This window comes from Haliscomenobacter sp. (assembly GCF_033763495.1).
Classification (GTDB): domain Bacteria; phylum Bacteroidota; class Bacteroidia; order Chitinophagales; family Saprospiraceae; genus Haliscomenobacter.
In genome coordinates, this window is the sequence record NZ_JANRKL010000187.1 from 30,964 (window position 1) to 56,106 (window position 25,143).

Annotated in this window: 22 protein-coding genes; 7 read left to right on the forward strand and 15 right to left on the reverse strand. The window is 46.6% G+C overall.

The window, feature by feature from the left end:
* Nucleotides 1–5 precede the first annotated feature (5 nt).
* Genes SFV55_RS20805 through SFV55_RS20815 form a run of 3 tightly spaced genes read right to left on the reverse strand, consistent with a single transcriptional unit; the run spans nucleotide 6 to nucleotide 5,451 of the window.
* Entirely contained in the window at nucleotides 6–2,408 is a 2,403-nt protein-coding gene (locus SFV55_RS20805; protein ID WP_320031478.1) for a WD40 repeat domain-containing protein, read from the reverse strand.
* On the reverse strand, nucleotides 2,405–4,117 hold the full coding sequence (locus SFV55_RS20810; protein ID WP_320031479.1) for a hypothetical protein: 1,713 nt from the start codon (nucleotides 4,115–4,117) through the stop codon (nucleotides 2,405–2,407). The genes SFV55_RS20805 and SFV55_RS20810 overlap by 4 nt, the downstream gene beginning before the upstream one ends.
* Nucleotides 4,114–5,451, reverse strand: a complete 1,338-nt coding sequence (locus tag SFV55_RS20815; RefSeq protein ID WP_320031480.1) for a toll/interleukin-1 receptor domain-containing protein — start codon at nucleotides 5,449–5,451, stop codon at nucleotides 4,114–4,116. Before SFV55_RS20815 ends, SFV55_RS20810 begins: the two co-directional genes overlap by 4 nt.
* 542 nt (nucleotides 5,452–5,993) lie before the next feature.
* On the opposite strand from SFV55_RS20815, the gene SFV55_RS20820 reads away from it, so the two are divergent.
* Complete coding sequence (locus tag SFV55_RS20820; RefSeq protein WP_320031481.1) at nucleotides 5,994–6,242, forward strand: hypothetical protein; 249 nt, start codon at nucleotides 5,994–5,996, stop codon at nucleotides 6,240–6,242.
* Nucleotides 6,243–6,513: 271 nt separating this feature from the next.
* Here the strand turns inward: SFV55_RS20820 and SFV55_RS20825 are convergent, their stop codons facing one another.
* The 9 genes from SFV55_RS20825 to SFV55_RS20865 all read right to left on the reverse strand — a co-directional run bounded on the left by SFV55_RS20825 (nucleotide 6,514) and on the right by SFV55_RS20865 (nucleotide 13,464).
* The gene (locus tag SFV55_RS20825; protein ID WP_320031482.1) at nucleotides 6,514–7,965 is read right to left on the reverse strand and encodes a tetratricopeptide repeat protein; all 1,452 of its coding nucleotides are present in this window, start codon (nucleotides 7,963–7,965) and stop codon (nucleotides 6,514–6,516) included.
* Nucleotides 7,966–8,340: 375 nt separating this feature from the next.
* A complete protein-coding gene (locus SFV55_RS20830; RefSeq protein WP_320031483.1) occupies nucleotides 8,341–8,571 on the reverse strand; it encodes a hypothetical protein in 231 nt (76 codons plus the stop codon).
* A 45-nt stretch (nucleotides 8,572–8,616) separates the two neighbouring features.
* Nucleotides 8,617–9,474 carry a Bro-N domain-containing protein gene (locus SFV55_RS20835; RefSeq protein WP_320031484.1) on the reverse strand — a complete coding sequence of 286 codons (858 nt, stop codon included), beginning with the start codon at nucleotides 9,472–9,474 and terminating at the stop codon, nucleotides 8,617–8,619.
* Nucleotides 9,475–9,925: 451 nt separating this feature from the next.
* Nucleotides 9,926–10,270 carry an element excision factor XisI family protein gene (locus SFV55_RS20840; RefSeq protein WP_320031485.1) on the reverse strand — a complete coding sequence of 115 codons (345 nt, stop codon included), beginning with the start codon at nucleotides 10,268–10,270 and terminating at the stop codon, nucleotides 9,926–9,928.
* 130 nt (nucleotides 10,271–10,400) lie between these two features.
* A complete protein-coding gene (locus SFV55_RS20845; protein ID WP_320031486.1) occupies nucleotides 10,401–11,396 on the reverse strand; it encodes an Rpn family recombination-promoting nuclease/putative transposase in 996 nt (331 codons plus the stop codon).
* A gap of 164 nt (nucleotides 11,397–11,560) precedes the next feature.
* Entirely contained in the window at nucleotides 11,561–11,767 is a 207-nt protein-coding gene (locus tag SFV55_RS20850) for a hypothetical protein (RefSeq protein WP_320031487.1), read from the reverse strand.
* Nucleotides 11,768–11,835: 68 nt separating this feature from the next.
* Nucleotides 11,836–12,483 carry a hypothetical protein gene (locus tag SFV55_RS20855; RefSeq protein WP_320031488.1) on the reverse strand — a complete coding sequence of 216 codons (648 nt, stop codon included), beginning with the start codon at nucleotides 12,481–12,483 and terminating at the stop codon, nucleotides 11,836–11,838.
* Nucleotides 12,484–12,695: 212 nt separating this feature from the next.
* Complete coding sequence (locus SFV55_RS20860; protein ID WP_320031489.1) at nucleotides 12,696–12,926, reverse strand: hypothetical protein; 231 nt, start codon at nucleotides 12,924–12,926, stop codon at nucleotides 12,696–12,698.
* Nucleotides 12,927–12,966: 40 nt separating this feature from the next.
* Nucleotides 12,967–13,464, reverse strand: a complete 498-nt coding sequence (locus SFV55_RS20865; protein ID WP_320031490.1) for a hypothetical protein — start codon at nucleotides 13,462–13,464, stop codon at nucleotides 12,967–12,969.
* 192 nt (nucleotides 13,465–13,656) lie between these two features.
* Between SFV55_RS20865 and SFV55_RS20870 the strand changes: the two genes are divergently transcribed.
* Both SFV55_RS20870 and SFV55_RS20875 read left to right on the forward strand, forming a co-directional pair.
* Nucleotides 13,657–13,803, forward strand: a complete 147-nt coding sequence (locus SFV55_RS20870; RefSeq protein ID WP_320031491.1) for a hypothetical protein — start codon at nucleotides 13,657–13,659, stop codon at nucleotides 13,801–13,803.
* Nucleotides 13,800–14,195 carry an SLOG family protein gene (locus tag SFV55_RS20875; RefSeq protein ID WP_320031492.1) on the forward strand — a complete coding sequence of 132 codons (396 nt, stop codon included), beginning with the start codon at nucleotides 13,800–13,802 and terminating at the stop codon, nucleotides 14,193–14,195. Before SFV55_RS20870 ends, SFV55_RS20875 begins: the two co-directional genes overlap by 4 nt.
* On the opposite strand, the gene SFV55_RS20880 is transcribed toward SFV55_RS20875, so the two are convergent.
* Entirely contained in the window at nucleotides 14,190–14,411 is a 222-nt protein-coding gene (locus SFV55_RS20880) for a hypothetical protein (RefSeq protein ID WP_320031493.1), read from the reverse strand. The two genes, SFV55_RS20875 and SFV55_RS20880, sit on opposite strands and share 6 nt — an antisense overlap.
* A 306-nt stretch (nucleotides 14,412–14,717) precedes the next feature.
* Here SFV55_RS20880 and SFV55_RS20885 point away from each other — a divergent pair, with 306 nt between their 5' ends.
* Together SFV55_RS20885 and SFV55_RS20890 are read left to right on the forward strand one after the other, a co-directional pair.
* Nucleotides 14,718–15,725 (forward strand): virulence RhuM family protein, encoded by a 1,008-nt coding sequence (locus SFV55_RS20885; protein WP_320031494.1) that lies wholly within the window; start codon nucleotides 14,718–14,720, stop codon nucleotides 15,723–15,725.
* A 15-nt stretch (nucleotides 15,726–15,740) separates the two neighbouring features.
* A complete protein-coding gene (locus tag SFV55_RS20890; RefSeq protein ID WP_320031495.1) occupies nucleotides 15,741–19,046 on the forward strand; it encodes a tetratricopeptide repeat protein in 3,306 nt (1,101 codons plus the stop codon).
* Nucleotides 19,047–19,263: 217 nt separating this feature from the next.
* Here SFV55_RS20890 and SFV55_RS20895 read toward each other — a convergent pair whose 3' ends face one another.
* On the reverse strand, nucleotides 19,264–19,914 hold the full coding sequence (locus SFV55_RS20895) for an IS630 family transposase (protein ID WP_320031496.1): 651 nt from the start codon (nucleotides 19,912–19,914) through the stop codon (nucleotides 19,264–19,266).
* Complete coding sequence (locus SFV55_RS20900; protein WP_320031497.1) at nucleotides 19,911–20,381, reverse strand: helix-turn-helix domain-containing protein; 471 nt, start codon at nucleotides 20,379–20,381, stop codon at nucleotides 19,911–19,913. The genes SFV55_RS20895 and SFV55_RS20900 overlap by 4 nt, the downstream gene beginning before the upstream one ends.
* A gap of 88 nt (nucleotides 20,382–20,469) precedes the next feature.
* On the opposite strand from SFV55_RS20900, the gene SFV55_RS20905 reads away from it, so the two are divergent.
* Nucleotides 20,470–22,155: a CHAT domain-containing protein gene (locus tag SFV55_RS20905; RefSeq protein WP_320031498.1), complete on the forward strand. Its 1,686-nt coding sequence runs from the start codon at nucleotides 20,470–20,472 to the stop codon at nucleotides 22,153–22,155.
* A 108-nt stretch (nucleotides 22,156–22,263) separates the two neighbouring features.
* A complete protein-coding gene (locus tag SFV55_RS20910) occupies nucleotides 22,264–25,137 on the forward strand; it encodes a tetratricopeptide repeat protein (protein WP_320031499.1) in 2,874 nt (957 codons plus the stop codon).
* Nucleotides 25,138–25,143: the final 6 nt, after the last annotated feature.

A 25,143-nucleotide genomic window follows, 5' to 3' on the forward strand; every position in this document is an offset into this window, starting at 1 on the left:
TAATCCTAGTTTTTAGTTTTCTTCAATAATTCATTGGCCTTGGTCCTCAACACCCCTGCTTTTTCTTCCAGTCCATCTGACTGGTACACCTCCGCCCAGCGGCGCAACATCTCAGCGTAATCCATCCGAATGCGTAGTTCATCCTGCAGCGCCAGTGCGGCGGTGTAGAGCCGATTGGCACGGGCGTACGGGACTTCTACCCTGCTGAGTACATTGCTCCCCCCCGCTTGTGCTGCGGCGAGATCGGCAAAGGCTTTGATCTGCCAGACCTCGCGGGTGGCGATGAGTTTGGCTTCGTTGTCGGGGTGGAGATCGAGGAGGGTTTCGAGGTTGTAGGAGATCAGTTGCGGGCCGCTGAGCGGGGATAAGCGCGTGTTTTTATTGGCTTCATGAATAATTCCTTCTGGATTGATCTCCCAGATTTTCGCGCTATTGTCGTAAGACCCCGTAGCGAGTCTTTTACCATCGGGGGAGAAGGTAACGCTCCATACTTTGTCACTATGCCCACTTAGGGTGAGGACTGGTTTACCGGAGTCGAGATCCCAAATTTTGGCACTATTGTCTAAAGATCCCGTGGCGAGTCTCTTGCCATCGGGGGAGAAGGCGATGCTCATTACGTTGTCCGTATGCCCAATGAGGCTGAGGATTAGTTTACCGGAGTCGAGATCCCAAATTTTGGCACTATTGTCGGAAGACCCGGTGGCGAGTCTCTTGCCATCGGGGGAGAAGGAGACGCTCCATACGGAGACCGTATGCCCAATGAGGCTGAGGATTAGTTTACCAGAGTCGAGATCCCAAATTTTGGCGGTATTATCAGCAGACCCAGTGGCGAGTTTTTTGCCATCAGGGGAGAAGGCGACACTCAATACGGAGGCCGTATGCCCAATGAGGTTGATGGTTGGTTTACCAGAGTCCAGGTTCCAAATTTTGGCGGAATTATCGGCAGACCCGGTGGCGAGTTTTTTGCCATCGGGGGAAAAGGCGACGCTCCTGACGTTGTCCGTATGCTCGTTGGAGCTGAGGGTTAGTTCACCGGAGTTAAGGTCCCAAATTTTGGCGGTGTTGTCTCCAGACCCGGTGGCGAGTCTTTTGCCATCGGGGGAGAAGGCGACACTCAATAGGATGGACCTATGCCCACTGAGGCTGAGTGTTGGTTTACCGGAGTCGAGGTCCCATTTTTTTACGCTGTTGTCCGAAGACCCGGTGGCGAGTTTTTTGCCATCGGGGGAGAAGGCGACGCTGTTTACGGATTCCGTATGTCCAATGAGGCTAAGGGTAGGTCTACCGGAGTCGAGATCCCAAATTATGGCACTATTATCCTCAGACCCGGTAGCGAGTTTTTTGCCATCGGGAGAGAAGGCAACGCTCAATACGGAGGATGTATGCCTGGAGAGGCTGAGAGTTAGAGTTAGTTTATGGGAGCCAAGGTTCCAAATTTTGGCACCATTATCCTCAGACCCGGTGGCGAGTCTTTTACCATCGGGAGAAAAGGCAACACTCAATACGGAGGATGTATGCCCAATGAGGCTGAGGGCTGGTTTACCGGACTCCAGGTCCCAAATTTTGGCGCTGTGGTCGGAAGACCCAGTTGCGAGTCTTTTCCCATCGGGGGAGAATGCAACACTGGTTACGGAGGATATATGTTCAATGAGGCTGAGGGTTGGCTTACCAGAGCTCAGATCCCAAATTTTGGCGCTATTGTCCTCAGACCCGGTGGCAAGTTTTTTGCCATCGGGGGAGAAAGCGACGCTCGTGACGTCGGCCGTATGCCCAATGAGGCTGAGGGCTGGTTTACCGGACTCCAGGTCCCAAATTTTGGCACTATTATCCTCAGACCCGGTGGCAAGTTTTTTGCCATCGGGGGAGAAAGCGACGCTCGTGACGGAGGAAATATGCCCTTCCAGCGTTGCAGACCAGGGTAAAGCAGCGTGAGTGAGTGCATCATTAAAATAAAGCGCTTCGATCAGGGCACGGGTGACGTTGGCATTGCCTTCTTCTACATAATGATGGGCAAAGGTGGCGATTTGGAAGGCAGTGGTACGATCACCATCATGCAAAGCAGTTTGGCTTTTATAGGCCAAGTCATTGGCGTAAGCAGTAAGAGCCTGGCGGCGATTGGCGGCGGCAGTACTATCTGCTCTGTTCCTGTCTGCTATAGATTGCAGGCGCAATGAGTTTACCTGGTCAAACAAATTATCCACTGCTGTATTTGCTGCGTCTACCTCCTTTTGATTACAGGCATAAATTTTCGCCGCTTCATACCTGTTTTTTGCCTCTATAAATGCCCCTTTTCCCTGTAGGTCGACTGCTTCCTTGAAGATACGGGTGTATTCTTTAAGATCACATTGGGCTTGGCCAATAGCTGTAATCAATACGCATAAAGACGTAAACAACAATTGATTCTTCATTGGTCACATTCTTTAATTTTAGATTGAATTTCGCGTGCTTTCTCTGGTGTTGGTGCCAATTTCAGAGCTTCCTGGTATTTTTGCTTGGCGTTAGGGTACAGTTTCGCTTTGAATAATATCTCTGCTTGTTTCATCAGGTCCTCAAAACGGAGTTTATTCTTTGCATCTTCCTCTTGTTTACGTGCGGATTCTTTTTGTCGGGCATCTTCCAGCGCAGCTTTGGTCTTTCCTTGTTCCGCCAAAACTTGATTCAACAAACTTTCCGAACGTTTTAATAAGCTGTCGGAACGGATTAATAAGCTATCAGAACTGCGTTTGGCTGCTTCTGCAATTTTGGTTTGCCTTTCAGCTTCTGCTTTTTGCTCTAAAGCATCTGCTCTTTGCCGTAACGCCCAAAATACAAACCAAAAAGCAGCAAACACGATTAGCGATAGTCCTAATACGGTAGCTATCAATTGGCGCCTCCACTTAGCCGCTTGCTTAGCTTCCCATTCCGCCTTGCTCCGCAAAATCGGCCCCAACAAGGTATCATGCGAAACCTCAAAATAATCCCCAGTCTCGCGCACATCCTGCCGCAGCAAGCGTTTATTGACCAATAAATCCAGGGTTTCGGAGCTTACGCCGTGGGTTTGTACAATGGTGATTTCATCCACGCTCACCCGTCGTTCGTTTTTCATCAAGTGGTCTTCGAGCAGTCGGCGTGCTTTTTCGCGTTGCCGGGGGTCGGGGATAGCGGCAAGGGTGTTGCTGTAAAATTGGGAAAGGATTTGTTCTATGCCGGGTTCCCCACCATAAAACTCAGGGGTGACCACAGCAGCATGCGTTGTGAGAAATTTTTCCCGTTCGGCGATGATTTTGCGTTCAATGTATTCGCACAACAATTGCAATTGAAAAGACTCGATTTCTGGCTCCTGGCGGGTAGTGCTCAGCAGCGAATGTTGCCTCCGCGAGAGGTAAGAGAGGATTTGGGTCAGTGCCTGGGGGGAATATTTGAAAGTCGGCGAGGAATAGTCCCCCACCTCCTGAGCCTGTGCTGCTGGATTGACAATGGCTTCCTGGGCCTGTTCGGGCCGCAAACCCAACAACTCAAAACGGTTGCGCAAAATCGAAGGGATTTCTGGCGACAAAAGGTGCAGGTAATGCAGCAAATCGGAACGAATGGAGAGTACGATTTTCACCCTGGGCTTGCGTTCCAATTCGGCTACGTCGGAGGTGTTTAAGGTCCCGGCCTCCAGGCCTTCCAGGATGTGCTGGCGGATGGATGTGGGCAAGGTGCCGTTGATCACATCGGCCAATTGACGCACCAAAGCAGCGCGTTGTTCGTCAGAATACAGGGTGAAGAGTTCTTCAAACTGGTCAAAAATCAACAAAGGGGTGCCCTGGTGTTCGCGGTTGTAGTGGATGATCTCGGTCCAGAGGGTAGTATCGGAAGCGGCGGTGGGCGCTATTTTGCGCAGCACCTGCTGTTCGGGGCTCACCGCTACATCGTTGAGGCGAAAAATGAGTGGATCGTACTCCGTAAAACGCAAGCGAGGGATGATGCCCGCCTGCAAGAGGGAGGTTTTACCCATGCCGGATTTGGCGAACAATACCACCAGTGGCTGCACCATGATCAGGTCGTAGAGCGCTTTGGTTTCGCGGTTTCGACCAAAAAAGAGCTGTTCATCCTCCTCGGTGAACGATTGTGGGCCAGGGTAGCGGTAGTTCATACTTGCAGGTTTTCAACGAGATGGGGAATGTATTTTTCCAATTCCATCACGATATGGCGGCAGGCGGCATCTTTGTCTTCCCAACTGGCCACAGGGTTTTGTTTCCGGGGCAAGATGAATTTAGACTTGGCAAACACTGCGTTTTCCCAGGTGCAGGCGCGCACGAGAATGGGGATGATGTAGGCCTTTCCTTCCCGGTTGCGCTGCAAGGCTTGCCGCAATTGTTCTTCATACAGTTTGTCACTCGCCAAAAAATCGGCACTAACCAGTAGCAAGATCAGGTTAGCCTGATCCAGTTGTTGGCGGATGCGTTCGTCTACTTCCTCTCCTGCACTGATCATGGATTCGTCCCAGGTTTGAATGCCTTCAGCACGTTTCAGCACGGAAAGGTGTTTGTCGAGCATGGTTTTGTAGGCTTCATCGGCCCGGTCGTAGAGGTACATGGCCCGAATGGGGGCAGCTATTTCGGGCAGGTCTTCGTCTTTTTGGGTTTCCCAGCGACGGCTCAGTTCTTGTACAAAGGCCAGAGGCTCTTCAGGCAAGAACTCCATTTTGTACTGCTTTTCGTAAAATACCATCGCGCCTCGGGAGAGGGGCTGGCTGCCATTGGGCACAATCACTGGTGCACTGATTTCCTCTTTTTGGAAAATCTTTTTGGGCAAAATACGCAGGTGCCAATGCTCAAAATCGAAGCCAAAAAACAGCACCACTTTGTCTTCCTTGAATTCTTTCAAAATGGCGTTGGGAATGGCATTGTTGTGCTGGATGATATCTTCAATGAATTTCAAGCGATCCCTTTCGCTGAGCACCAAAGAGGCGGGATCCCCTACCGACCCAAAGAGGTTGTAAAGCATCGGGCAATCACCGCTGGGGTCTTCAATTTGCAGGTCGGCTTCTTCCTTACTGCGTTCTTTCTGCAGGCTGTAATGGGCAGTGCGGTAGTCTTTTCCCAAGCCCAACCAGGCTTTTTCCAACAAGGTATCTGGAGCAGTATTGATGATCAAAGGGAAAGGCAGGTCGGCGATGGTTTTTAACAAAGCATTGGGTTGTTTGGCTTGCTCGCGGTAAAAACGCTCTACTTCTTGTTGTAGCTTAATGGCTGACTTGTAGAAAGACAAATATTCTGTCGCTACGTACAAAAGACTGCCCGTTTCACTTTCTTCCAGGGGGTGCTGGTCGCGACGGAGTTGGTCCGCGAGTTCAATTGCCAACCATTCGGTATATGGGCGAGTGGTTCCGTTTTTGGTCAGTGTAGATGCTCCTGCCCCAAGCAGTAAGAGGCATTTGCCTTTACGTATAGAGAAAAGGAGTTCATTCCATTGTTCGTTCGTCATTTTTATTCAATCAATTGTATACGTAAATATAAAAAATTTAGGTTGGGAGGTTATACTACAAGATTTTTCAATGTCATCTGTTAAGGTAACAATTATAATAGAATCTAAAGATATTTCGAAATTGGTTTGATAATATTTGTATCTCTCTGTCACGATTTTTCATAGCACTTCGAAGAGAAACTTTTGACAATACGCAAATAACTATTTAGATATCAAAAATATCCGTATCAAAAAACAAGAGCTAGGGGATTCTGTCAACGCTAAACTGTTAGAGTGGTCGCAAGGTAGCGAATCACGGATTGAATGATTCAATTCAAGCTCATCCCACAAAACCCTCGTTTCATGAAACTGCAACGCCTCTCCCCTACCCGCTCCTAACTCCGTGTAAAAAAGTCTCAAAAACTGGTTTCAATAAACTAAGTTTCAGATATTGCCCTTTCAATCGTCTTTTGGGGAAATAGGAATATCGGATAAAATAAATAACTCTTGTAGACCTGGAAGACAGCCTTTCCGCATTCAGAGCCTGCAAAAAAAGCACCAAAATGGAAGATCAAAAGGAAATTTCACCCTACATCGTGGAAATGATTGTCGAGTGCATCCGCCGCGAGCAAAAGCGGGTAACGCTGGAAGAAAGCAAAAAACAGGCAGTCATGCTGGTGACTATGGCTGAACAAACTGAGGACTGGAAAAAACTGACTGAGCAGGAGCAAAATGCATTCATCGAAGGGGCATATGCTTTGTATAACATGAAAAAAGAGTTTGAACTTTATTTAGGGCCACTTGAAAAATAGGCGTGCATTGTTGATCGAACCAAAGCCGGGTAAGTGCTGCCCATGCCAAAGGCCAGGTAGATGGCCGCCCCAAAGGGCTTCCTCAAAAAGCCGGAGACAAGTTTAACGAAGCAACCACTACTATTTCCTATCGAGTGCCAGTGTCAAAAAAACAAGAGTTAAGGGATTATGTCAACGCTAAACTGGCGGAGTGGTCGCAAGGTAACGAATGACGGATTGATATTGACTCGTTGCTTTTGAGCCCAACCATTCAACCAGCACTGAATCGGTTTCAGACCTTTTCCAACTCCCCCATAACCCATTCCATCCATACTTCTTTAAGCACTTTCAAGTCCTTCCAATCCGAGTGTAGCCCCTCAAAAAACTGTTTTCGATCCGGGGCCAGGTGCAAGCCCAGTCGGTACCAATGAAGTGCCGTGTCCAGGAGTCCCTGGGCTAGCGCCAGGTGTCCCAGGTTCATGGCAGGCAAAAAATTACTTTCGTCCCAGAGTGTCCAGGCCTTGAGTAGCGCCGTTTCGGCCAATTCAAAACGCTCGATCGACAAATAAATACAACCGATGGAGTTCCAAACATCGGGATCATCTGGCGTCAGTTCCAGTACCCCCTCGTAATGTCTCAGTGCGGAATCAAAGTCCCGCTGTAAAAAATAAAAAGACCCCAGCATATAGCGGGTAATAAAATCGTTGGGTTGGGTTTCGAGTCGTTTTTCGTACATAGCGATCGCCCGAGGCAGGTCGCCCAGGTCGTAGTACACATCCCCCAGATTGCGGGCTAAGTCGGGGTAATCCGGGGCGATGTTCAACAAATGCTCAAAACACTTGAGGGCCTCCAGTGGGCGTTCCAGGCGCAGATAAAGCTCTCCCAGGTGACTATACGGCGAAGCAAAATCAGGTTGGAGCAAAATGGCCCGTTCATTGGCGGCAATGGCGGCGGGGAGGTCACCCAATTGCGCCTGGATCAGCCCGATGTTGGAATGCGCCAAGGCATAATCCGGGCGAAGTTTCACGGATCTTTGCAGTTGTTCCAGGGCCTCCTGGAAGCTGCCCATTTTAGCCAGGGTAGTGCCCAGCATGTTACAGACTTCGGCATCGAGAGGATCAATCGCCAGACATTGCTGCAATACCTGGATGGCTTCGGCGTGGCGTTCCAGTTCGATCAAGGCAGCTCCAAGGTGGTGGTAGGTTTCGGCAGCGGTCGGATTGAGTTCCAGGGCGCGTTGGTAATGCGGAATGGCCTCCGCGAAACGCCCCATCAACATCAGTACATTGCCCAAATTGTTGTAGGTAGCCGTAGCCTCGGGCGCCTGTTGCAGGATTTGCTCGTACCGTTCGATCGCCTCGTCAAACCTTTCAAGGATGGCCAGCATGTTGGCAGAATTGTGGTAGGCTGCAAGATCGGCAGGATTCAGGCGGATGGCCTCCTGGTAGCAGTTGGCCGCCTCGGTGAACTGTTCCAGGTGCATGTAGGCGAGTCCCAGGGAGTTGTAAGCTTCGGGAAAATCGGGCTTCAAGGATAGTCCGTGCTGGATGCTGCGGATGGCCTCGGCGTAGCGGTTCAAGTGGATTAGGGAAACGCCCAGGCTAAGGAAAAATTGAGGGTTGAGTGGATCCATTTGAATGGCCCGCTCAAAGTGGTCAATGGCAATGGCATGCTCGTCGGCGTTGGCTTTCGACTGGCCTTGTTGGTGGTAGTATTCCGCGTCGGTTTGGGAGGAATCGTTCATGGGGATGAAAATAAGGGGATTTTGGGGAATTGGGTAGTGTTGGTGTTTCTTCTTGTTTAGGCGTTTGATTTTTGGAAGGGGAAGGGGGCAAAAGCGGGGATTTTTTAGGAGAAAAGAGAGGTTCGAAGTTAGGCCGATGGGCAGCTTTGCTGCGTTTTATTTTTGAACCACCTTAGGAACTGAAGGGGCTTGAGGGACACTGAAGGAGGCCAAAAGTGGCTTTTTTTTTAGCACAAAGGATAAAAGTAGAGGGCGCGGAGAACACAAAGTTAGGCGTTGACGGGGGCAGCTTCGCTGCGTTTTTTTTGAACCACCTTAGAAACTGAAGGGACTTGAGGGACACTGAAGGAGGCCAATTTCTTTGTTATAAAATGATCATTGGTCCCAATCTTCATTCAACACATCCTCCAAAGAATAAACAGCTCCGTCTTCAATGTCTTGATTGGCAATTAGCGCTCTTTTCTTTAACTCATCAGGAGAAATGATCGAGAGGTTTTCAATCGGTTTAACATTATCCATTATTTCTTTGACCTGGGACAACACGGAAGTATCGTTGAGTTGTACCAACCATTCAATCAATTTTAGTTTTTCTGTGTGGATGTTCATTGAACGATCAATTTTTTTCGAAAATAAGCCAAATAAGTCAACAATTCAAGGCCAATTCTTCTTCTGCTTGTAGAACCTTTTCTGCTTCGCCTCCGCAATTTGCAGCTTAAAATTCTCGCTAGTCACCACTTTTTTCCCGATACTTTCCTCAAAAGCAGCTAAGGCCTTACCAGCAGCCGTACCCCCTTTGAGCGCCGCGTCCTTGTTTTCATCAAAGCCCTGCGCATCAGCCTTCAGCGCTTCGATGCGGGTCCCCGCCTCCCCTAGCATGGTGAAGATCAGTTCCAGGTTGGTCATGTGATCGCGTAGATTTTCGCGATTTAGCCCCTTCAATTGTTTGTGTTCAGTGGGGTTCAGGCCAAAAGTTGCTTTGCTGATTTCGGCAGTGAGGATAGCGTGTTCCTTATCTTTCTGTACTCCTCGGTTGCTCCATTCCTCGGTTAATTGGGTGGGGATAGCGATCGACTGCATGCGCCGTTCAATCGCTTCTTCACTGTAGCCCAGATCACTGTAGTATTGGCGGGCACGTACAGCGACCAGTTCCGGGTTTTCGATCTCCTGCATGCGCTCGTAACCGACTTTGGCCAGCCACTGTTTGTAGGGTTCGGCTTTGGGAGAAGGGATGGATTGGATGATGCGGAAATAGGTTTCCGTATTGGCGCATTCCGTTTCCTGGGTGTCACCATCCGAGTCCGTCATTTTGAAGTGTCGACAATTTGTCGACAGATCAATCCCAGTATTTTCTAGTTCTCGTTTTTTCAGTCTATCCCAGTATTCAAGAGGGTTTACACTTTCCGTCAGCAACTCGATGACGTCCAGCACGGCAAACCACCATTCATCCTGGTGCCAGTTGCGGCGGATTTCTTTTTCCTGAAAAATGATGAGTTTATGTTGCTGTTCCATTGGGTGGATTTGTCACACAAAATAATTAATTTAATTCAAAATAAACACAAAATGATAAATATTTTGAGGCTAAACCTCTCCCTTTTACAGAATCATTTACGCATTGATTACATTGACTCCATTGATAGCATTGACGGCATTGGTTCCATTGACTGGCTATTGAGATGTCAGGAGGAGCCTAAAGGGACATTTTTTAGCACAAAGGACGCAAAGGCAGCACAAGGGACACAAAGGTGAGACGTTGACGGGGCACTGAGTCAAAAGGGCGGGAAAGTCAGCGACTAGAAACTTGGGGGTAGATCTACACTAGCAGGGTTAGGCTTTTAACTGGAGGCAGAGGCAAAGAAATTTATGCAGCTTTAGCACTAATTTGCCCCAACAAATCCGCTGCCATTTCTGGAAGCCTCAGGAAGCAAAAGTGGGGGGGGTGCCCGGTCAATTTTGGTTAATTTTACGCCAAAGCCTGCCTCATGTATTCAGGCTGAAACGCAATCACAATATCAGCAGGATTTACACCTCTTAACACGAGTTCTCGATCAACCAATATTTCCGTATTGTTCAATTGCAACCAAATTTCCCCAGTTGGCTTTATATCGAAGTGCAAGAGCACCAAGTGTACAAATTTATATTTGACCCAGCCCAAACGCACCAATTGAAAGTGATTGCGCTTGGTATCTGAAATAACCTGGTACTCTAGGTGTTGTGCAGAGGCATTGTTGCGCTTTGCAGCAAGTTCTTCAAGGTATTGATAGATGATTTCTTGGTATTTGATGATTTTTTCGTCTATAGCATCCATTTTTCAATTGTTTTGGTCAACGAATTGTAGATCAATAGCTTGATCTGGTTTTTTTCAATAGAAAGGCGTACTCTTTGGCGCAAAAAATGGGTTTCATATTATACATTTTAAGTGAAGGTGAAGTTTCACTTCATTCTTTTTCTAGCAATACTTCAATCTCTGCAATACTCCGATTCGTGATCTGAGCAATTTGGGCTTTATCCAGTCCCAGGTTGTGCATATTTAGGACACTTTGCACAAAGGTTTTACGCTCGTTTTCCAATGTGGCCAAAGCTTCCTCTTTTAGGGTACGTTCCTGCTCTGCTCTTTGTTTTTCCTGTTCTGCTCTTTGTTTTTCCTGCTCAGTCCGCTTTTGTTCTTCTTCCAATTTAGCTTCATATTCAGCCCGCGCTTCCTGATAACCTTCCTGTTGAGCAGTATCCAAGGAGTTTTTCAGATCGTTGTAATATTTCAAGCTGTCTTCGTATTTGGCTTTTTCCTCTTTGCTTAAGGCGGTGTATGAGGCTACTTTGAACAGCTTCTGAAATACCCGCTCTTGAATTCTTTCGGGAATATGATCCAGTTTGTGCAGATTCTTGATTACATACAACCATTTGTCAAAATTGCTTTCCAGCTCATGTTCTTTCTTGGAAAAGTTGGGCATCTGTAAGGTTACGAAGGTCAATTTGTCATAAAACACCTTGTAACGTTCTATGTCCATCATCTTATTTTTGCTTACTACTATTTTGTCATTATTGTCTTCATCCATGATGAAGTCCAGGATAGCGATCACATAAATCGCTTTGAGTTGGTAATCCCAATCTCCCTTCTGACCTTGCTCCTGAACCGAAAAACTGCTGTAATACAGCATCCTGTCTTTGAAAAAAGCCTGTTTGGCCTTCTGTAATTCGACCGTAAATTTCTCACCCTCCTCGTTTTCGCAATACAGATCAAAAACGACCTTGCGATCCAGGTCGTCACTGCCTAAACGGTCGTTTTTTTTGAACACCAAATCACTGATGTGTTGGTTTTGAGTAGCCAATAATTCATTCAAAAAATCGATGAGCAAGTCTTTGTTTTGCTCTTCGCCAAAGATTTTCTTAAAACCAAAATCAGTAAAAGGATTGATGAATAATGGCTCGTTCATAAAAACTAGCTTTTGTTGACAAAGTTAAGGCTTTTTTGCAGCTTAATCCAATTTTTTGTTGGGCATTTTAAAGTAGAATTGTCACATGCACATGAGCATATTTTTTCATTCGCTCCGATTTTTGTAATCAAGTAAATCATTCAATTCATTCCATCGATCAAGGGTCAAACCGTTGTGGCCACACACAAATCCCGCAGCGCGTCGCTCGTCTCTTCGTCCAACAACTCGCCCCAGGTCAATAAGTAGCGCAAAGCCAGGCCACGTTTGCGGCGGGTCGGCTTGAGGAGGCCAGTTCGCCAGCGGTTGGCCAGGTGTTCAGCCCCCTGGATCTGGCGCAGCAGGCTCATTTGGTTTTCATCATCAAATTTCATGGATCAGGATTGTGAAGGTATTTGGAATGCTATCGGGTGCTCGGTTCCCGATAGCCTGGAATAACCGCCTAAGCCGCTGCCGGCAACTCTGTAGCCGGTTCAGCCACACTCACTTGCGGGCAGGACTCCGCCGGCGGGTTATAGTTGTAGCTCAGAATCGGTTCCGCGTCGCCGGTGAGGGTATCTTCTCTCCATAGCGGCATCCCTTTAAAAACCGACTCCTGCCTTGCGATCGCCTCGGCGCTCAGGCGTTTGAAACTAAACTCTGCGATAAAAAAGCGGCTGTTTTTAGCCTCGGGGGCCTTGCTGGTGCGTTCGACGGGAGTGATCGTCAATTCGATTTGGCAGAGGTTGACCTGGTCATAAAAAATCTCCTCGTTGAGGCCCATCAGGTTGTCGACACTGTAGCCGTGCAGCAGCAGGTTGCAGACCTGGTTGCCCTGGTTGAGGAAAAAAAGTTCCGCCCAGCGCTTGGTACTTTGGCCCAGGATGCTGTCGCGGAAAATCCGGAAAGCGATCGGAATGAGGGTCAAAGATTCTTTGGGTTTGGTGATGGGGGTCTCCCCTTTCAGATTGAACATGCCCCGGCTGGCATCGAAGCGGTACTGGCGGGGGCGGCCGGGCAGGTAAGCGATGGGCGCGACCTCCGCAGTTTCGGCGTTGAACAGTTGGTCAATACCAGTTGCATTTAACGGCAATAAGGTTGCTGTTTTCATTGTTTTTACGGTTTTATAAGTGAGAAAATGTAGACTGAGTAAAAGGAAATTAAAAAGTGGTTATGAAGAAGGGCTACCTGACGGTAGCCATTGATTTATGAACCACCTAAGGCACCTAAGGGGCATCTTAGGGGGTATTAGCTGAAAGGTGTTTAGGGGCTAAGCTGAAATGAGGGGCTACCTGACGGTAGCCAGAGGGTTTGTGAACCACCTTAGGCACCTGAGAGCACCTTAGGGGGATTACATTCAAGCTGTTTAGGGGGGCTAGGCTGAACGCGGCCATTGATGGTCAGGAAATCGGCGATACTACAGGCAGCGTAAAAGGTGTGGCAGCCTGCGCCATTGTAGCGCAAAAAGCGGCGGTAAGCCCGGTTGAGCTCGGTATCGGACACAGCGAGGGAGGGGCCCAGCAAGGTGCGGACCTGGTCTTTGATGGCTTTCATAAGTGAAAAGTGAAAAGTGGAAAGTGAAAAATTTGGATGACTAGGCGCAGCGTTGCGGGGTGTAGAGTTGCAAGATGGGTTCCTGGGCCAGGCTGCCGGGCAAGGCTGTGCGGTAGAATTTCCGCTGGACTTGTTGCCTCAGCAAGCGGAATTTGGTCTGCGCCATTTGCGCTTCGATGCGGGCGGCGGTCAGTTGGAACTGGGCCTGCATGAAGTCGAGCAGCAGATCAGCGGTGCGGAGGATGTGCTGGTGATCGTCCACATCGTTGCAGGGATTCAGGCAGGACAAAACCAGGGTTTGTTCCTCTAGGAGGAGGCCGTACACATCGTGCTCCTGGTAAAGAAAATGAGTAATTTTCCTTTTAGAAGTGGGGGCGGGCTCCGGTAGGAAAAGCACCCACCTGTTTTCCGCTTCGCGCCGAAGGGTAAAATCATTTTTGGGCTGGTATTCCCGTTGGAGCAGATCCTCCCAATATTGATCTACTGCGCGGTTCAGGCCGGCGTAGTAGCTGTTTTCTGTGAATGTGTCTGCTGTCATTGCCACAGTTTTTGTTTCTTTTGTTATTGTAAAGATAAACTTTTTGTGTTTAATTTTCAAGTTTTATTTAACTTTTTTTACTTATTTTTTCATCTAAAAACCAACAAAATAAAACAAATAACAACGTAAAATCTTATCAAAAAAACTTACACAATTAAAACAAAATGTGTATCTTAAAAGAAAAATACCAACATGGACAACAAAATACTACTACTCACCGAAGCGCTGGCTACCGGTACCTGGGAGCAACTCCTGAGCCTGCACGAAGAAGCCCTGAACGAACTGGAGGGTGACACCGAAAAACTGTACACAGCCATAGTCCAATACCTGGAGCAATGAAACTACTGATCACGGGCAGCCGCAAAGCCACGGCGCAAGACTACTCGCGCCTGGCTGCGGCCATCCAAAAGCATGCACCGGAAGCAACTATGATACTGCATGGTGATGCAATAGGTGCCGACCAACTAGCCGAGCAATACGCCCAGGCGCATGGACTGCCTACCGTGGTGATCCGGCCCGACTACGGCCAATGGCCCGCCAAAGTGGCCCCCCTGAAGCGCAACCACGAGCTGGTGGACCTGGCCGATGGGGTGATCGCGCTGTACAAAGGCAAGCGCAAAGGGGGCACCGCCTACACGGCCAGGCTGGCGCAAGATGCGGGCAAACTGCTGGTGGAACTGTACGACGGCGGAGCACAAACGCCAGGGGAGCAGCTGGGACTGGAGCTATAAAGCCCAGGGCCCAACTGCCCAAGCCCCCCACCCCACCCCAGACGGGGCGGAACTGCAATAGGGGAAAAAATCCCCCCCGCCGGAGGCATAATAATAAAGTGGCGCAGCCGCCGCTTTGCCTTTCCGCCGACAATGCCTGGCCTGCTGCGGAACTGCACTAGTACGAAAAACTCCCCCGGAAAAAAGGCCAGGCAATGCGTAGCAGGTACTGGGCATGGATGCAAGGTGGAGCGCCCGCAGGGAGCATTTTTTTTTCTGGTGCGGAGCCTTAGCGGAGCAAACCAGAAAAAAAATGCGACCGAGGACGTACGACCTTGCAGCTATGAACAGGACCTGCTAGCTTGCTCTGGTCCTTTTTGATGGGGGTTTTTCGTGCTAGTGCCGGGTGTGCGCCGGAGGGGGAAGATTTTTTGAAACACTGGACAACAGGAAAAGCAAATTGTTTTTATTTCCAAAATTATACACTTAAATTTGTTCATCAGGGGTTTCAAGCAAAATACCCCGTGTCAAAAGTTCAGGCCAATGGATGATCCACAAACAAACGACCTCATCATTTATCAAACCGCAGATGGCAAAGCATCCGTAGCCCTTTTGGCCAAAGATGGAATGGTGTGGATGAACCAAAGTCAACTGGCTGAACTTTTTGCCACCTCTAAACAAAACATCGGTCAACACATAGCTAAAATACTGAAGGAAGGAGAATTAGATCAACATTCAGTTGTAAAGTATTTCTTTACAACTGCCACCGACGGGAAAGAATACAAGGTGGAATTCTACGCTTTGGACATGATTCTGGCCATTGGTTTTCGGGTAAGGAGTAAGAGGGGAACTCAGTTTCGGATTTGGGCCAACCGCAACCTCAAGGAATACATGGTGAAGGGTTTTGTGATGGATGATGAGCGTTTGAAAAACCCGGATGGACGGCCCGACTATTTTGATGAGTTACTGGAGCGGATCCGGGACATTCGAGCCTCAGAGAAGCGGTTTTATCAAAAAGTACGCGACCTCTTTGCCCTCGGCAGCGACTACGATGCTAGCGACAAAGCCACCCAGATGTTTTTTGCAGAGACCCAAAACAAGTTGCTCTTTGCAGTGACCGGACAAACCGCAGCGGAATTGATTCTATCCCGCGCCAAGGCCGACGCACCAAACATGGCCCTGACATCCTGGAAGGGTTCTGTGGTACGCAAACAGGACATCTTCATTGCCAAAAACTACCTGAGCGAAGACGAACTGGACACCTTGAACCGATTGGTGGTTATTTTCCTGGAAACAGCGGAGTTGAGGGTCAAAAGTCGGAAAGACATTCCCATGCAGTTTTGGCGCGAAAACGTAGATCGGCTGCTGGAGTTCAATGACAAACAAGTGCTCAGTGGAGCAGGGAAGATTAGCAATGCGGAGATGGAAGAACGGGTGCGGGAAATTTATGACGTATTTGACCAACAACGTAAGGCTTATGACGCTAAATTAGCGGATGAAGAAGATTTGCGAGAGCTGGAACAGCAATTGAGCAAACGAAAAGACAAATAAGCAAACCCAAGCACCATGCCCCAAATGCCGGTCATTCTTACCACCTTTGCCCAGTCTCCTAGTGGCACGTACCTTGCCGCATTAGGTGAGGAGCAGAAACAAATCCAAGCTGCACTACAGCCTGCCACAGATTCGGGAGCCATTCAGTTCGCTGAACAAGCGGAAAGCCGCAATGAAGACATCCCTCAACTCTTAGCCAAATATCCTAATAAAGTCAGCATTTTCCATTTTGGAGGGCATGCTGATTCCGATAGTCTATCAGCTGAAGATGGCTCCATTTTTGTAGAAGGATTAGCGGATCAATTGGCTATACAATCTCAGCTTAAACTCGTTTTTTTAAATGGTTGCCAAACCCAAGCACAAGTTCAACATTTCTTCCGACAAGGCATTCCCCTAGTACTGGCCACGACCTGCAGCATTGCCGATGGCGAGGCTAGCTACTTCGCCGCCCAATTTTACCGTGCCATTGCCGAACGACATAGCATCCGCAAAGCTTTTCAACTAGCCGTGGGCGCACTTAAAGCCAAGTATGATCAGTATCGAGGAGCAGAATTACCTGCTTATAGAACTGTTCGAGGAGTACGCTTACGAGAACAGCAATGGAATCAAGTCCCCTGGCAACTTTACGTTCAGGAAGGCAGAGAAGCGATTTTGGAATGGCAGCTCAGCTATCCGCGTGGGCTGACCCGTTTGCCTTCACTACATTTGGAAACAGACTGTCTGGGGCGAGAAACCGAACTGGAAACACTACAAACATTGCTCCATGAGTCAAGCAAAGTGGTGCTGGTAAGTGGCCTCGGTGGCATGGGTAAAACCACCCTGGCGGCAGGATATTTACAATGGTTACGTAATGATTATGATTACATCGCCTGGATCAACAGTGGGGATGACTTGATGTCAAGCTTTGCCCTAAATGAAGATCTGGCCAAAAACCTGGAACTGCCCTTTGTAGAAAATGAAAAGATCGATGATCGTTTTGCCCGTTTGATGAACAAACTACGCAACCAGCCAGGGCGAAATCTGCTGGTAATTGACGACGTGGGCGATCAGGTCAGTGAAATTGCGGGGCAATTGCCAAGTGGCGCCAACTGGCAGGTGCTGGTCACTTCGCGGCTGCCCTTACCAAATTTTCGAGAGATGAAATTGGGGGTGCTGCAAGCAAACGATGCGTTGCGCCTTTTCCGGCTCTATTTCCACGAGGGGACGGACGAAGAAGTTCAAGACTTGCTTATCGAAATTAATTACCACACTCTCACCATCGAGGTGATGGCAAAAACCCTCAATCGACTCAACGGCCTACTCACTATACCCGAACTACTGGTCATCCTGCGCGAGCGCAAACTAGATGATCCACGACTACAAGAACTCGTTTGGACCCGTCACGCTGGGGAGGAGCGTGCTATTTTTTTTCACTTAATGAAAGCTTTCGAATTGGCCAAATTGTCTGAGGAAGAGATTTGGCTGATGCAGCAGTATGCGGTATTGCCAGCCATGCCAATTGAAGTGAAGACTTTGGCAGATTTGTTGCAACAAGAGCCCTTGTCACTTAATAGGCAAGTGAATGGTTTGAATGATAAAGGCTGGATTGGGAAATTGGGGAAGGGCTTGGGGATGCATCGGATGGTGCAGGAGGTGGTGAAGTATCAAAATGTGCCAAATGAAGTCTCTCTTAAAATGTTGTTAAGTGCTCTAAAAATAAAAATGAGTGTAAGCGAATATGGAAATCGAATTACAGACAACTATCCTTGGCTAATCTATGCCGAAACAGTAGCAAAATATTTTGGGAATGGTCAACTCCTTTTTCCATCTGTTAGTCCTCTTTGGAACAACGTAGGGCTAGTCTACCTATCGTTGGGTAGATATGTAGAGGCAAAAAACTACCTTGAGATTGTATACTACAGTGATTTAGCTTTTTACGGTAGCGATCACGAGGTTTTGACCATCACAGAAAATAATCTAGGAGTTATTTACCAAAATTTTGGAAGATATTTTGACGCAGAAAAAATGTTACAAAAAGGTCTAGAGAAAAGTCAAAAATATTATAACCTTCAAAATCCTTCTGTCATCAAAACACAAATCAACCTTGCAAACGTAAGTAGGGTTTTAGGCAAAACTGAAATAGCATTAAGTTATCTCGATAAAGCGTATGCATCTTCAATCAATCAGATTGGCTCAGATAGCCCAATTGTTCTTATTAACCTTGCAGAGATAGCCAAAAACCATATTCAAGAAGGTAACTACCCACAAGCAGCAATAATTTTAGAAGCTGTGTTGTTAAAACAGATTGAAGTATTAGGAGAAGAACATGAAAATGTATTAACAACAAAATCGATTCTTGCTAATGCTTACCTGGGTTTAAGGCGCTTCAAAGAAGTGAATGCCTTGCTAAATGACTCATTAGAAGCATACAGCAAGCTTTTTAACGATGGCCATCCACTCATTCTTCAATTGCAAGTTCAGCTTTCCCAACTTTATAGAGCTATTGATAAACATGAAGAAGCGATCAAATTGCTTCATTCTGCACTTGAATCCAGTCCAAAGTTTTTTGGAGAAAGTCATCTTATTTTCTCAACAATTAATAGTGAGCTAGGGGTAAATCACTTAATGAGGGGTGATTATATTTCAGCGGAGAACTATCTGCTCAAAGCATTACAATTTTCGTTCAAAAATTTTGGTGAAGAGCATTTTCAAACTCTGCCACATTGGGGCCAATTAGCCTTTTTTTATTTACAAACAGGTCAACATTCCAAAGCAATCGAAATTAACAGCAACCTTTTACTGCTGCAACAAAAAATTCTTACTAAAAGCCATCCAAATAACTCGATTGTTTTATCCAATCTCGCACTTTCTTATTTAAGCCTCGGCGACCATAATCAAGCCATACTTCATTACGAAAAAGCAATTATTATTGATTGCGATATGTTTGGCTTAAATGATCAAAGAGTGATTGCACGTAAACATGCACTAGCGGAGATTCACCAAAAGTTAGGTAATTTTGACACAGCTATCAGTATTTTAGAAGAGTTATTGAATCAAAAAATTCAAATCTCAGGTATTCGCGACCTTGAAGTTGCTGGTTTTCAAACTGCCCTTGCTTTGGCATACAAAAGGCAGCAAAGATATAAAGATGCTGAAATTCTTTTAAAAGAGGCAATCATCACACTTCGATCGGACTCCAATCACGATCCAAGATTAGACGAATTCGTTCAAAAGGAGTTAATGGAAATCAGCGCCATAAAGGCTCAAGAATTACAAAAAGATTTTTTGATGCTTGGGTATTTAGCTGAATTGTATAGGAAAATTCAAGAAAATGAAACCTAATACCTGATTTTTTCAGCATATTTACCCAAAACAACCCAATCACCATGCCCCAACTGCCGGTCATCCTTACAGCATTTGCCAACAGCTTCGATACTACCTATTTGAGTCAACTAGGGCAGGAACTAAATTCTTTACAAAAAACGCTGGCCCCTCTCTCCTATTTGAGACACGTTCCTCTATCTGGGGCTAGAACCCGACATCTAGTGGTGAATAAACATTAAATAGTCGGATACAATTTCTTGAGTTTGACCCTTGCTTTCTCAGTGGTGAATTGCCAATTTGCTCCTTTTCGGAGCTGATTTTGCGCAATCTCCCAAATTTTAACTGCTGCTTCCACTTCCTTTTTGCTTTTAAAGGGTTTGTCCAAAGCATCACGCCCCACCAAAGCAAATTGTATTTCCGCCATGTTTAACCATGACCCGTGTTTGGGGGTATAGACAAAATCCATCCGATCCAGATAGGCTTTGGCCTGAGCAGGTGGAAATACTTTGTAAAAATTTTCTGGCTTGTGGGTCACAAAATTATCCATCACCCAAGTTACCTTTTTTGCTTCTTTGTATTGGGTATCCATTTGCGAAGCCATGAAATTTACCCAAGTAGTGGTCGTATGATCATCCTCAATGGTCATTTCTCGATGACCAGCCAGAGGCTCGAAGGCTACGAATAATTCCGCAACGCCCAAACGCACATATTCCGAATCTTGCAATTTACTTCCGTTTGAAGCCGTAATTTGTTTGTAATCAATTATTTGCTTTGGAGATTCATCCATACAAACTACGGGAAAATCAGCATTGTACGGTCTTTCATATACCTCCAATACCTTTTCCATTTGATACACGAAAGCAGCGCTGGATTTTGCAGGAATCACGTATTGTGCTTTTTTGAAGGGCTTAAGTTCATTTTTTTTACCAGTTTGCTGATTGACATTTTAGAGATCGATTCTACTACCTCTAATTCCACTAAGCGATCTGCCAACATTTGTAATTTCCATCGAGGTGCATCATTGGGTGGCGATTGACAAAGTAGTGCAATTACATGCGCTTCTGTTCGTGCATCTAGCTTTTTATCGCTGCGGGTTTTTCTTTCTTTGGCTTCAAACAAAGACATTCCTTGTTCACAAAATGCTTTTTTTACCCGTTCTACCGTTCTTGCTGTGCTTTGGTAACGATCTGCTACATCCGTCATTCGAGGTACTTTCCGGCCTTCACTTTCATCACTGTTCAGTAGAATATGGCTGTATAGGATATGTTGGGCTTTGCGTTTGCCGGTCTTTATCCAATCCAACAGCGTTTCTCGCTCCTTTTCGCTCAAGTATATTCTGTATCTTGCCTTCATTTTTAAGGCAAATTACGTTATTTTTTGTCTGCGACAACTTAATATTTATTCACCACTAGTTGATACCTTAAACCAATATAAGGAAGAGTTGTTAATATTCCATTTTGGAGGGCATGCCGATGGTGAAGAATTGATGTTTGAAGACAAGGCTGGAAATGTAAATGGACTTGCAGATCTACTCTCTTTGCATCCTCAACTTAAACTTGTTTTTCTCAATGGTTGCAATACTCAATCCCAAGCCATTCAATACATAGATGTAGGTATTCCTGCGGTAATCGCTACCACTTTTTCAATCGAAGATGGCAAAGCTAGACTATTTGCAGAGGTCTTTTATGAAGCATTAGTGAATGGCCATACTCTACAAGAAGCATTCATCCGCGCCAAAGGCACAGTCAAACTTGATGCAAATAATATCCCAACCGATGAAATCTTGCCCATAGTACGCGGTCTTCGACTACGGAAGAAAGCAATAACAGAAGCCCCTTGGAGGCTGTATGCCCAGGATAACGTACTTAATTTTAGACTAACCGATTTACAAAATCTACCAAAGGCCAAACATGCGAAAAAGGGTTTAGTACTTTACAAAATCCCAAAAACCATGCAGCTTCAGCATGAAACGAAGTGCATAGTTCGTATCGCAATCGATGAGGAGATTCTTATAAAAGGTATTCAGCGAGATGCAGACACTATAATAGAACCCAATATTGGAGTATCTAATCGAATGGAGGCAAAATTAATCGATCCATCCCGCACTCCAGCATTTTCGATTCGTTCAACAAGTGAACCCATTCAACTAATTAATGATGACAGAGTGACAGAGTGGAAGTTCTATGTCACACCACTCATTGTTGGTCAACACGAATTGGAATTAAAGGTGATCATCATCAAAAAAATGGGCTCAGAGTATGTTAGGCACGAGACTACTTTTGACGAAAAAATTGTAATTGAAGCCGAAGCTGTTTCAGATGAAGAAATAGGCTTTGTGGCAACGAATGTCAGTATTATGGCCATTTCTACAGTAAAGCCTAATAACCTAATAAAGATAGGAGGAGATGGTAATATTGTAGTTCAAGATGTAAATGGTTCTACCATTACCATCAATATACCGAATTTTGAGCCTCGAGTATCCTCCCCCAATCCTGAGTCTTCCACGGAGAACAGCCCTAAACGTAAAGATCTTTCTCCAAAATACCTTTTTCTCAACTTCTCAATCACTGATGAACAATATTATCCAAACTATGAACTTAAGAGTTTTTCAGGGGTCGAAACAATCAATAAGCGTATTGAGATGGACACATTCGGCAAAGATGTATTCGACTTACTTTTGCAGCATGCGGATACAATCTCTATCCTACAGATCAACTCCCTTAAAGAGGGGTTTTCAATATTTGAAGGTGCATTTAAGGAGATATTTGCTCTTTTAACCCGACTTAAGAATTTACAAGTCGTAATTTTAAATCGCTGTAAACCAGAACTTGGGCTAAAACTTTTACAAATTGGTATTCCTGGGGTAATCATTTCAGCACAACACTTGGAGGATGCTCAAAGCCGAATATTTTTGGACAGTTTTTACCAAAAAATTGTTTCGGAAGGTACGCTTCGTGAAGCCTATCAATTTGCCTGTTTAAGTGCTGAAGAAAAGCTTAATGTCCAAATTTTTTCAGGTCGAATGGATAACCATCCTTTCAGTCTTTATGTTAACGATGAAAAAACATTACGCTACAAGCTCGATATTGATCGTCCATTTGACAGTGATTTTTCTCCCCTTGCTTGACCAAAAGCGGAAAGAAAGAAAACACTTGTAGATGAAGCGGATTTCCGTAAACCAGAGTGAAAATCAATTAACATGAAAGCAAAAGACCAATAACCAAAAAGAAACACCATGCCCCAACTGCCGGTCATCCTCACTACCTTTGCCAACAGCTACGATGAAGCCTACCTGAGTCATCTGGAAAAGGAGCATGACAGTCTGTTGGGCATCCTGGCACCCCTCTCCTACTTGCGGCATATCCCCTTATCCAGCGCCAAAACCGGGCAGCTGGTCAGCACCTTGATCCAATACCAACAAGAACTCTTGATCCTGCACTTTGGTGGCCACGCCGATGGCAGCCAGTTGCATTTCAAAGATGCGGGCGGGCAGGTAGCGGGGCTGGCCGAAAACTTATCGCTGCATCCCCAACTCAAGCTGGTATTTCTGAATGGATGCAACACCCAGGCGCAGGCGGTGCAGTACCTTGAGGCCGGGGTGCCCGCCGTGATTGCCACCACCTGTTCGGTAGCGGATGGGCAAGCCATGCAGTTTGCGGAGGTGTTTTACACTGCGCTGGCCAAGGGGCATACGCTGGAGGAAGCCTTTATAAGAGCCAAGGGAGCGATGAAGCTAGTGGATGGGGGTACTTATGAGGATGAAATCTTGAATTGGCGAGGTTTGCGCTTGCGGCAAGAGCCAGTAAAGGAAGTTCCCTGGAGGCTATATGTAGCAGAGGATGAGGTGCTGGAGTGGAAACTGAGCAATGAAAAAAGAAGCACACATTTCCTCACCCTCGATCACCACCGCCAAGATAGCCCAGTGATCGGACGCACAGCAGAACTCCAGCATCTGGAGACCTTGACCCAGCAAGCAGGCACAAAACCCATTGTGATTTGTGGTGCCAGTGGCATTGGCAAAACGCTGCTAGCGGAGCTGTATTGGGAAAAGCACAAACTCAATTTTGATGCAGCGGGATGGCTCAACTATCGAACGAGTCTCATTCATACCATTCTGGCAGAAATTACACCGCAAAATGCCGGATACATAGACCTTGACCAGGCTCCGGAGAAGAAACTGGAATGGACAGCACGACAGTACATTCTGCATGAGCTTCAAAACCGACCTGGTAAAAAGTTGTTGGTGCTGAACAATGTTCCGGTAGATTCGGATGTAGAAGAACGATTGGAATGGCTAAACATAACGGATTTACTGTTGATCATTACAGGAAATTCCAGTTGGGAGCAAGCTCAGGTCTATGCTTTGCCCAGCCTCAGCGAGGCTGAGATTGTTGAGTTGTTTAAAGCCCTGACCGGGCAAAATGCCAATGAGGCTACGCAGCAGCTTTTGGCACAGTTGGGGCAAAATGCTTTGCTTACACGCCTGATTGCCCAAAATATTCCACATGATAATTTGGAAAAGGCCAAGGCTACCATTGCCGTGTTGCAAAAGGCGTTAAGCGAGGACAGTAATGCCACCATGCCTGAACAAAGGCTTTTGGGAGAACTGTTACAACTTTCCATTAGTGATCCTGCTCAGCAGTGGGTGCTATTGCAATTTGCGGCCATGCCGACAGCAGGATTCGACCTGGATTCATTTGCAGAATTGTGCCTACCTGAAGATGAAGACATACCTCAATCTACAGGATACCAGCACTATCTGGAAGACAATGACCTGGTGGATCGGAAAACTGGATTAGAAGATGCTGTGGAAACATTGGTGCAAGGAGCCTGGCTGGAGCAAAGGGATGACGAGCTGTGGCTGCCGGATGCAGTGCGTGAAGTGGTAATGCAGTTGTATCCAAAGCACAGTCGGTATTTCAAAGGATTGATTGAATCCATCCGGCTGAGCTATTTTGGAGAAGAATATGGCCCGGTAAAGGGCAATGCATTGTTTGTTTCGCATTTGCAAAGCATCTTACCCTGGTTGGAATATGGGGAAGCCTATTTAACCCTACATCAATTATTGATCAAAAACTACAATGATTTGGTGTATTGGTATGAGGAGGAAAAGGAACTAAAAACGTTACTTGATGTAGTGGAGAAGAAAGAAGGACAGTGGAGTGAGCAATTTTGGTGGGTTTGTTATGATCTTTCAGCTTGTTGCCGAAGAACAGGCAACATTCGTGCTGCTGATCACTTTAGTCAGGTTCAATTGGAAGTGGCGGAAAAAATCTACGCCAGTCATTCAAATCTAGCAGCTGCTCAAACTGAACGTGGATTAGTCCTTAAGGATTTAGGCGACTACGATCGCGCAGCTCAACTCCTCCAAAGCGCACTCGACAGTTATCTGCGCAACTTTGGACAGGATCATCCTAACGTCGCCGTGAGCCAGTCTAATTTGGCCAATGTCCTACAAGATTTAGGGGAATACCCGCACGCAGCTCAACTCCTCCAAAGCGCACTCGACAGTAGTCTGAGCAACTTTGGACAGGATCATCCTAACGTCGCCATGAACCAGTCCAATTTAGCCTTAGTCCTACAAGATTTAGGGGAATACCCGCACGCAGCTCAACTCCTCCAAAGCGCACTCGACAGTAATCTGCGCAACTTTGGACAGGATCATCCTAACGTCGCCATGAACCAGTCCAATTTAGCCTCTGTCCTAAAAGATTTAGGGGAATACACGCGCGCAGCTCAACTCCTCCAAAGTACCCTAGACAGTGCGATGCACAACTTTGGACAGGATCATCCTACTGTCGCTATTCGCCAGTCCAATTTAGCCTCTGTCCTACAAGATTTAGGGGAATACCCACGCGCAGCTCAACTCCTCGAGAGCGCTCTGGACAGTGCGATGCGCAACTTTGGACAGGATCATCCTAACGTCGCCATGAGCCAGTGGAATCTCGCTTCGGTTTATTATCAATTAGATCGCCTGGATGAAGCAAAAATACTTTTGGAACAAGCATTAAAGACTGTTGAAAAAAGCTTAGGAGTGAATCACCCACGCTATAAAGGGATAGTAAACTGGCTGGATGATGTCAACGAAAAACTCAATCCTTCCAGCTAAGCATTT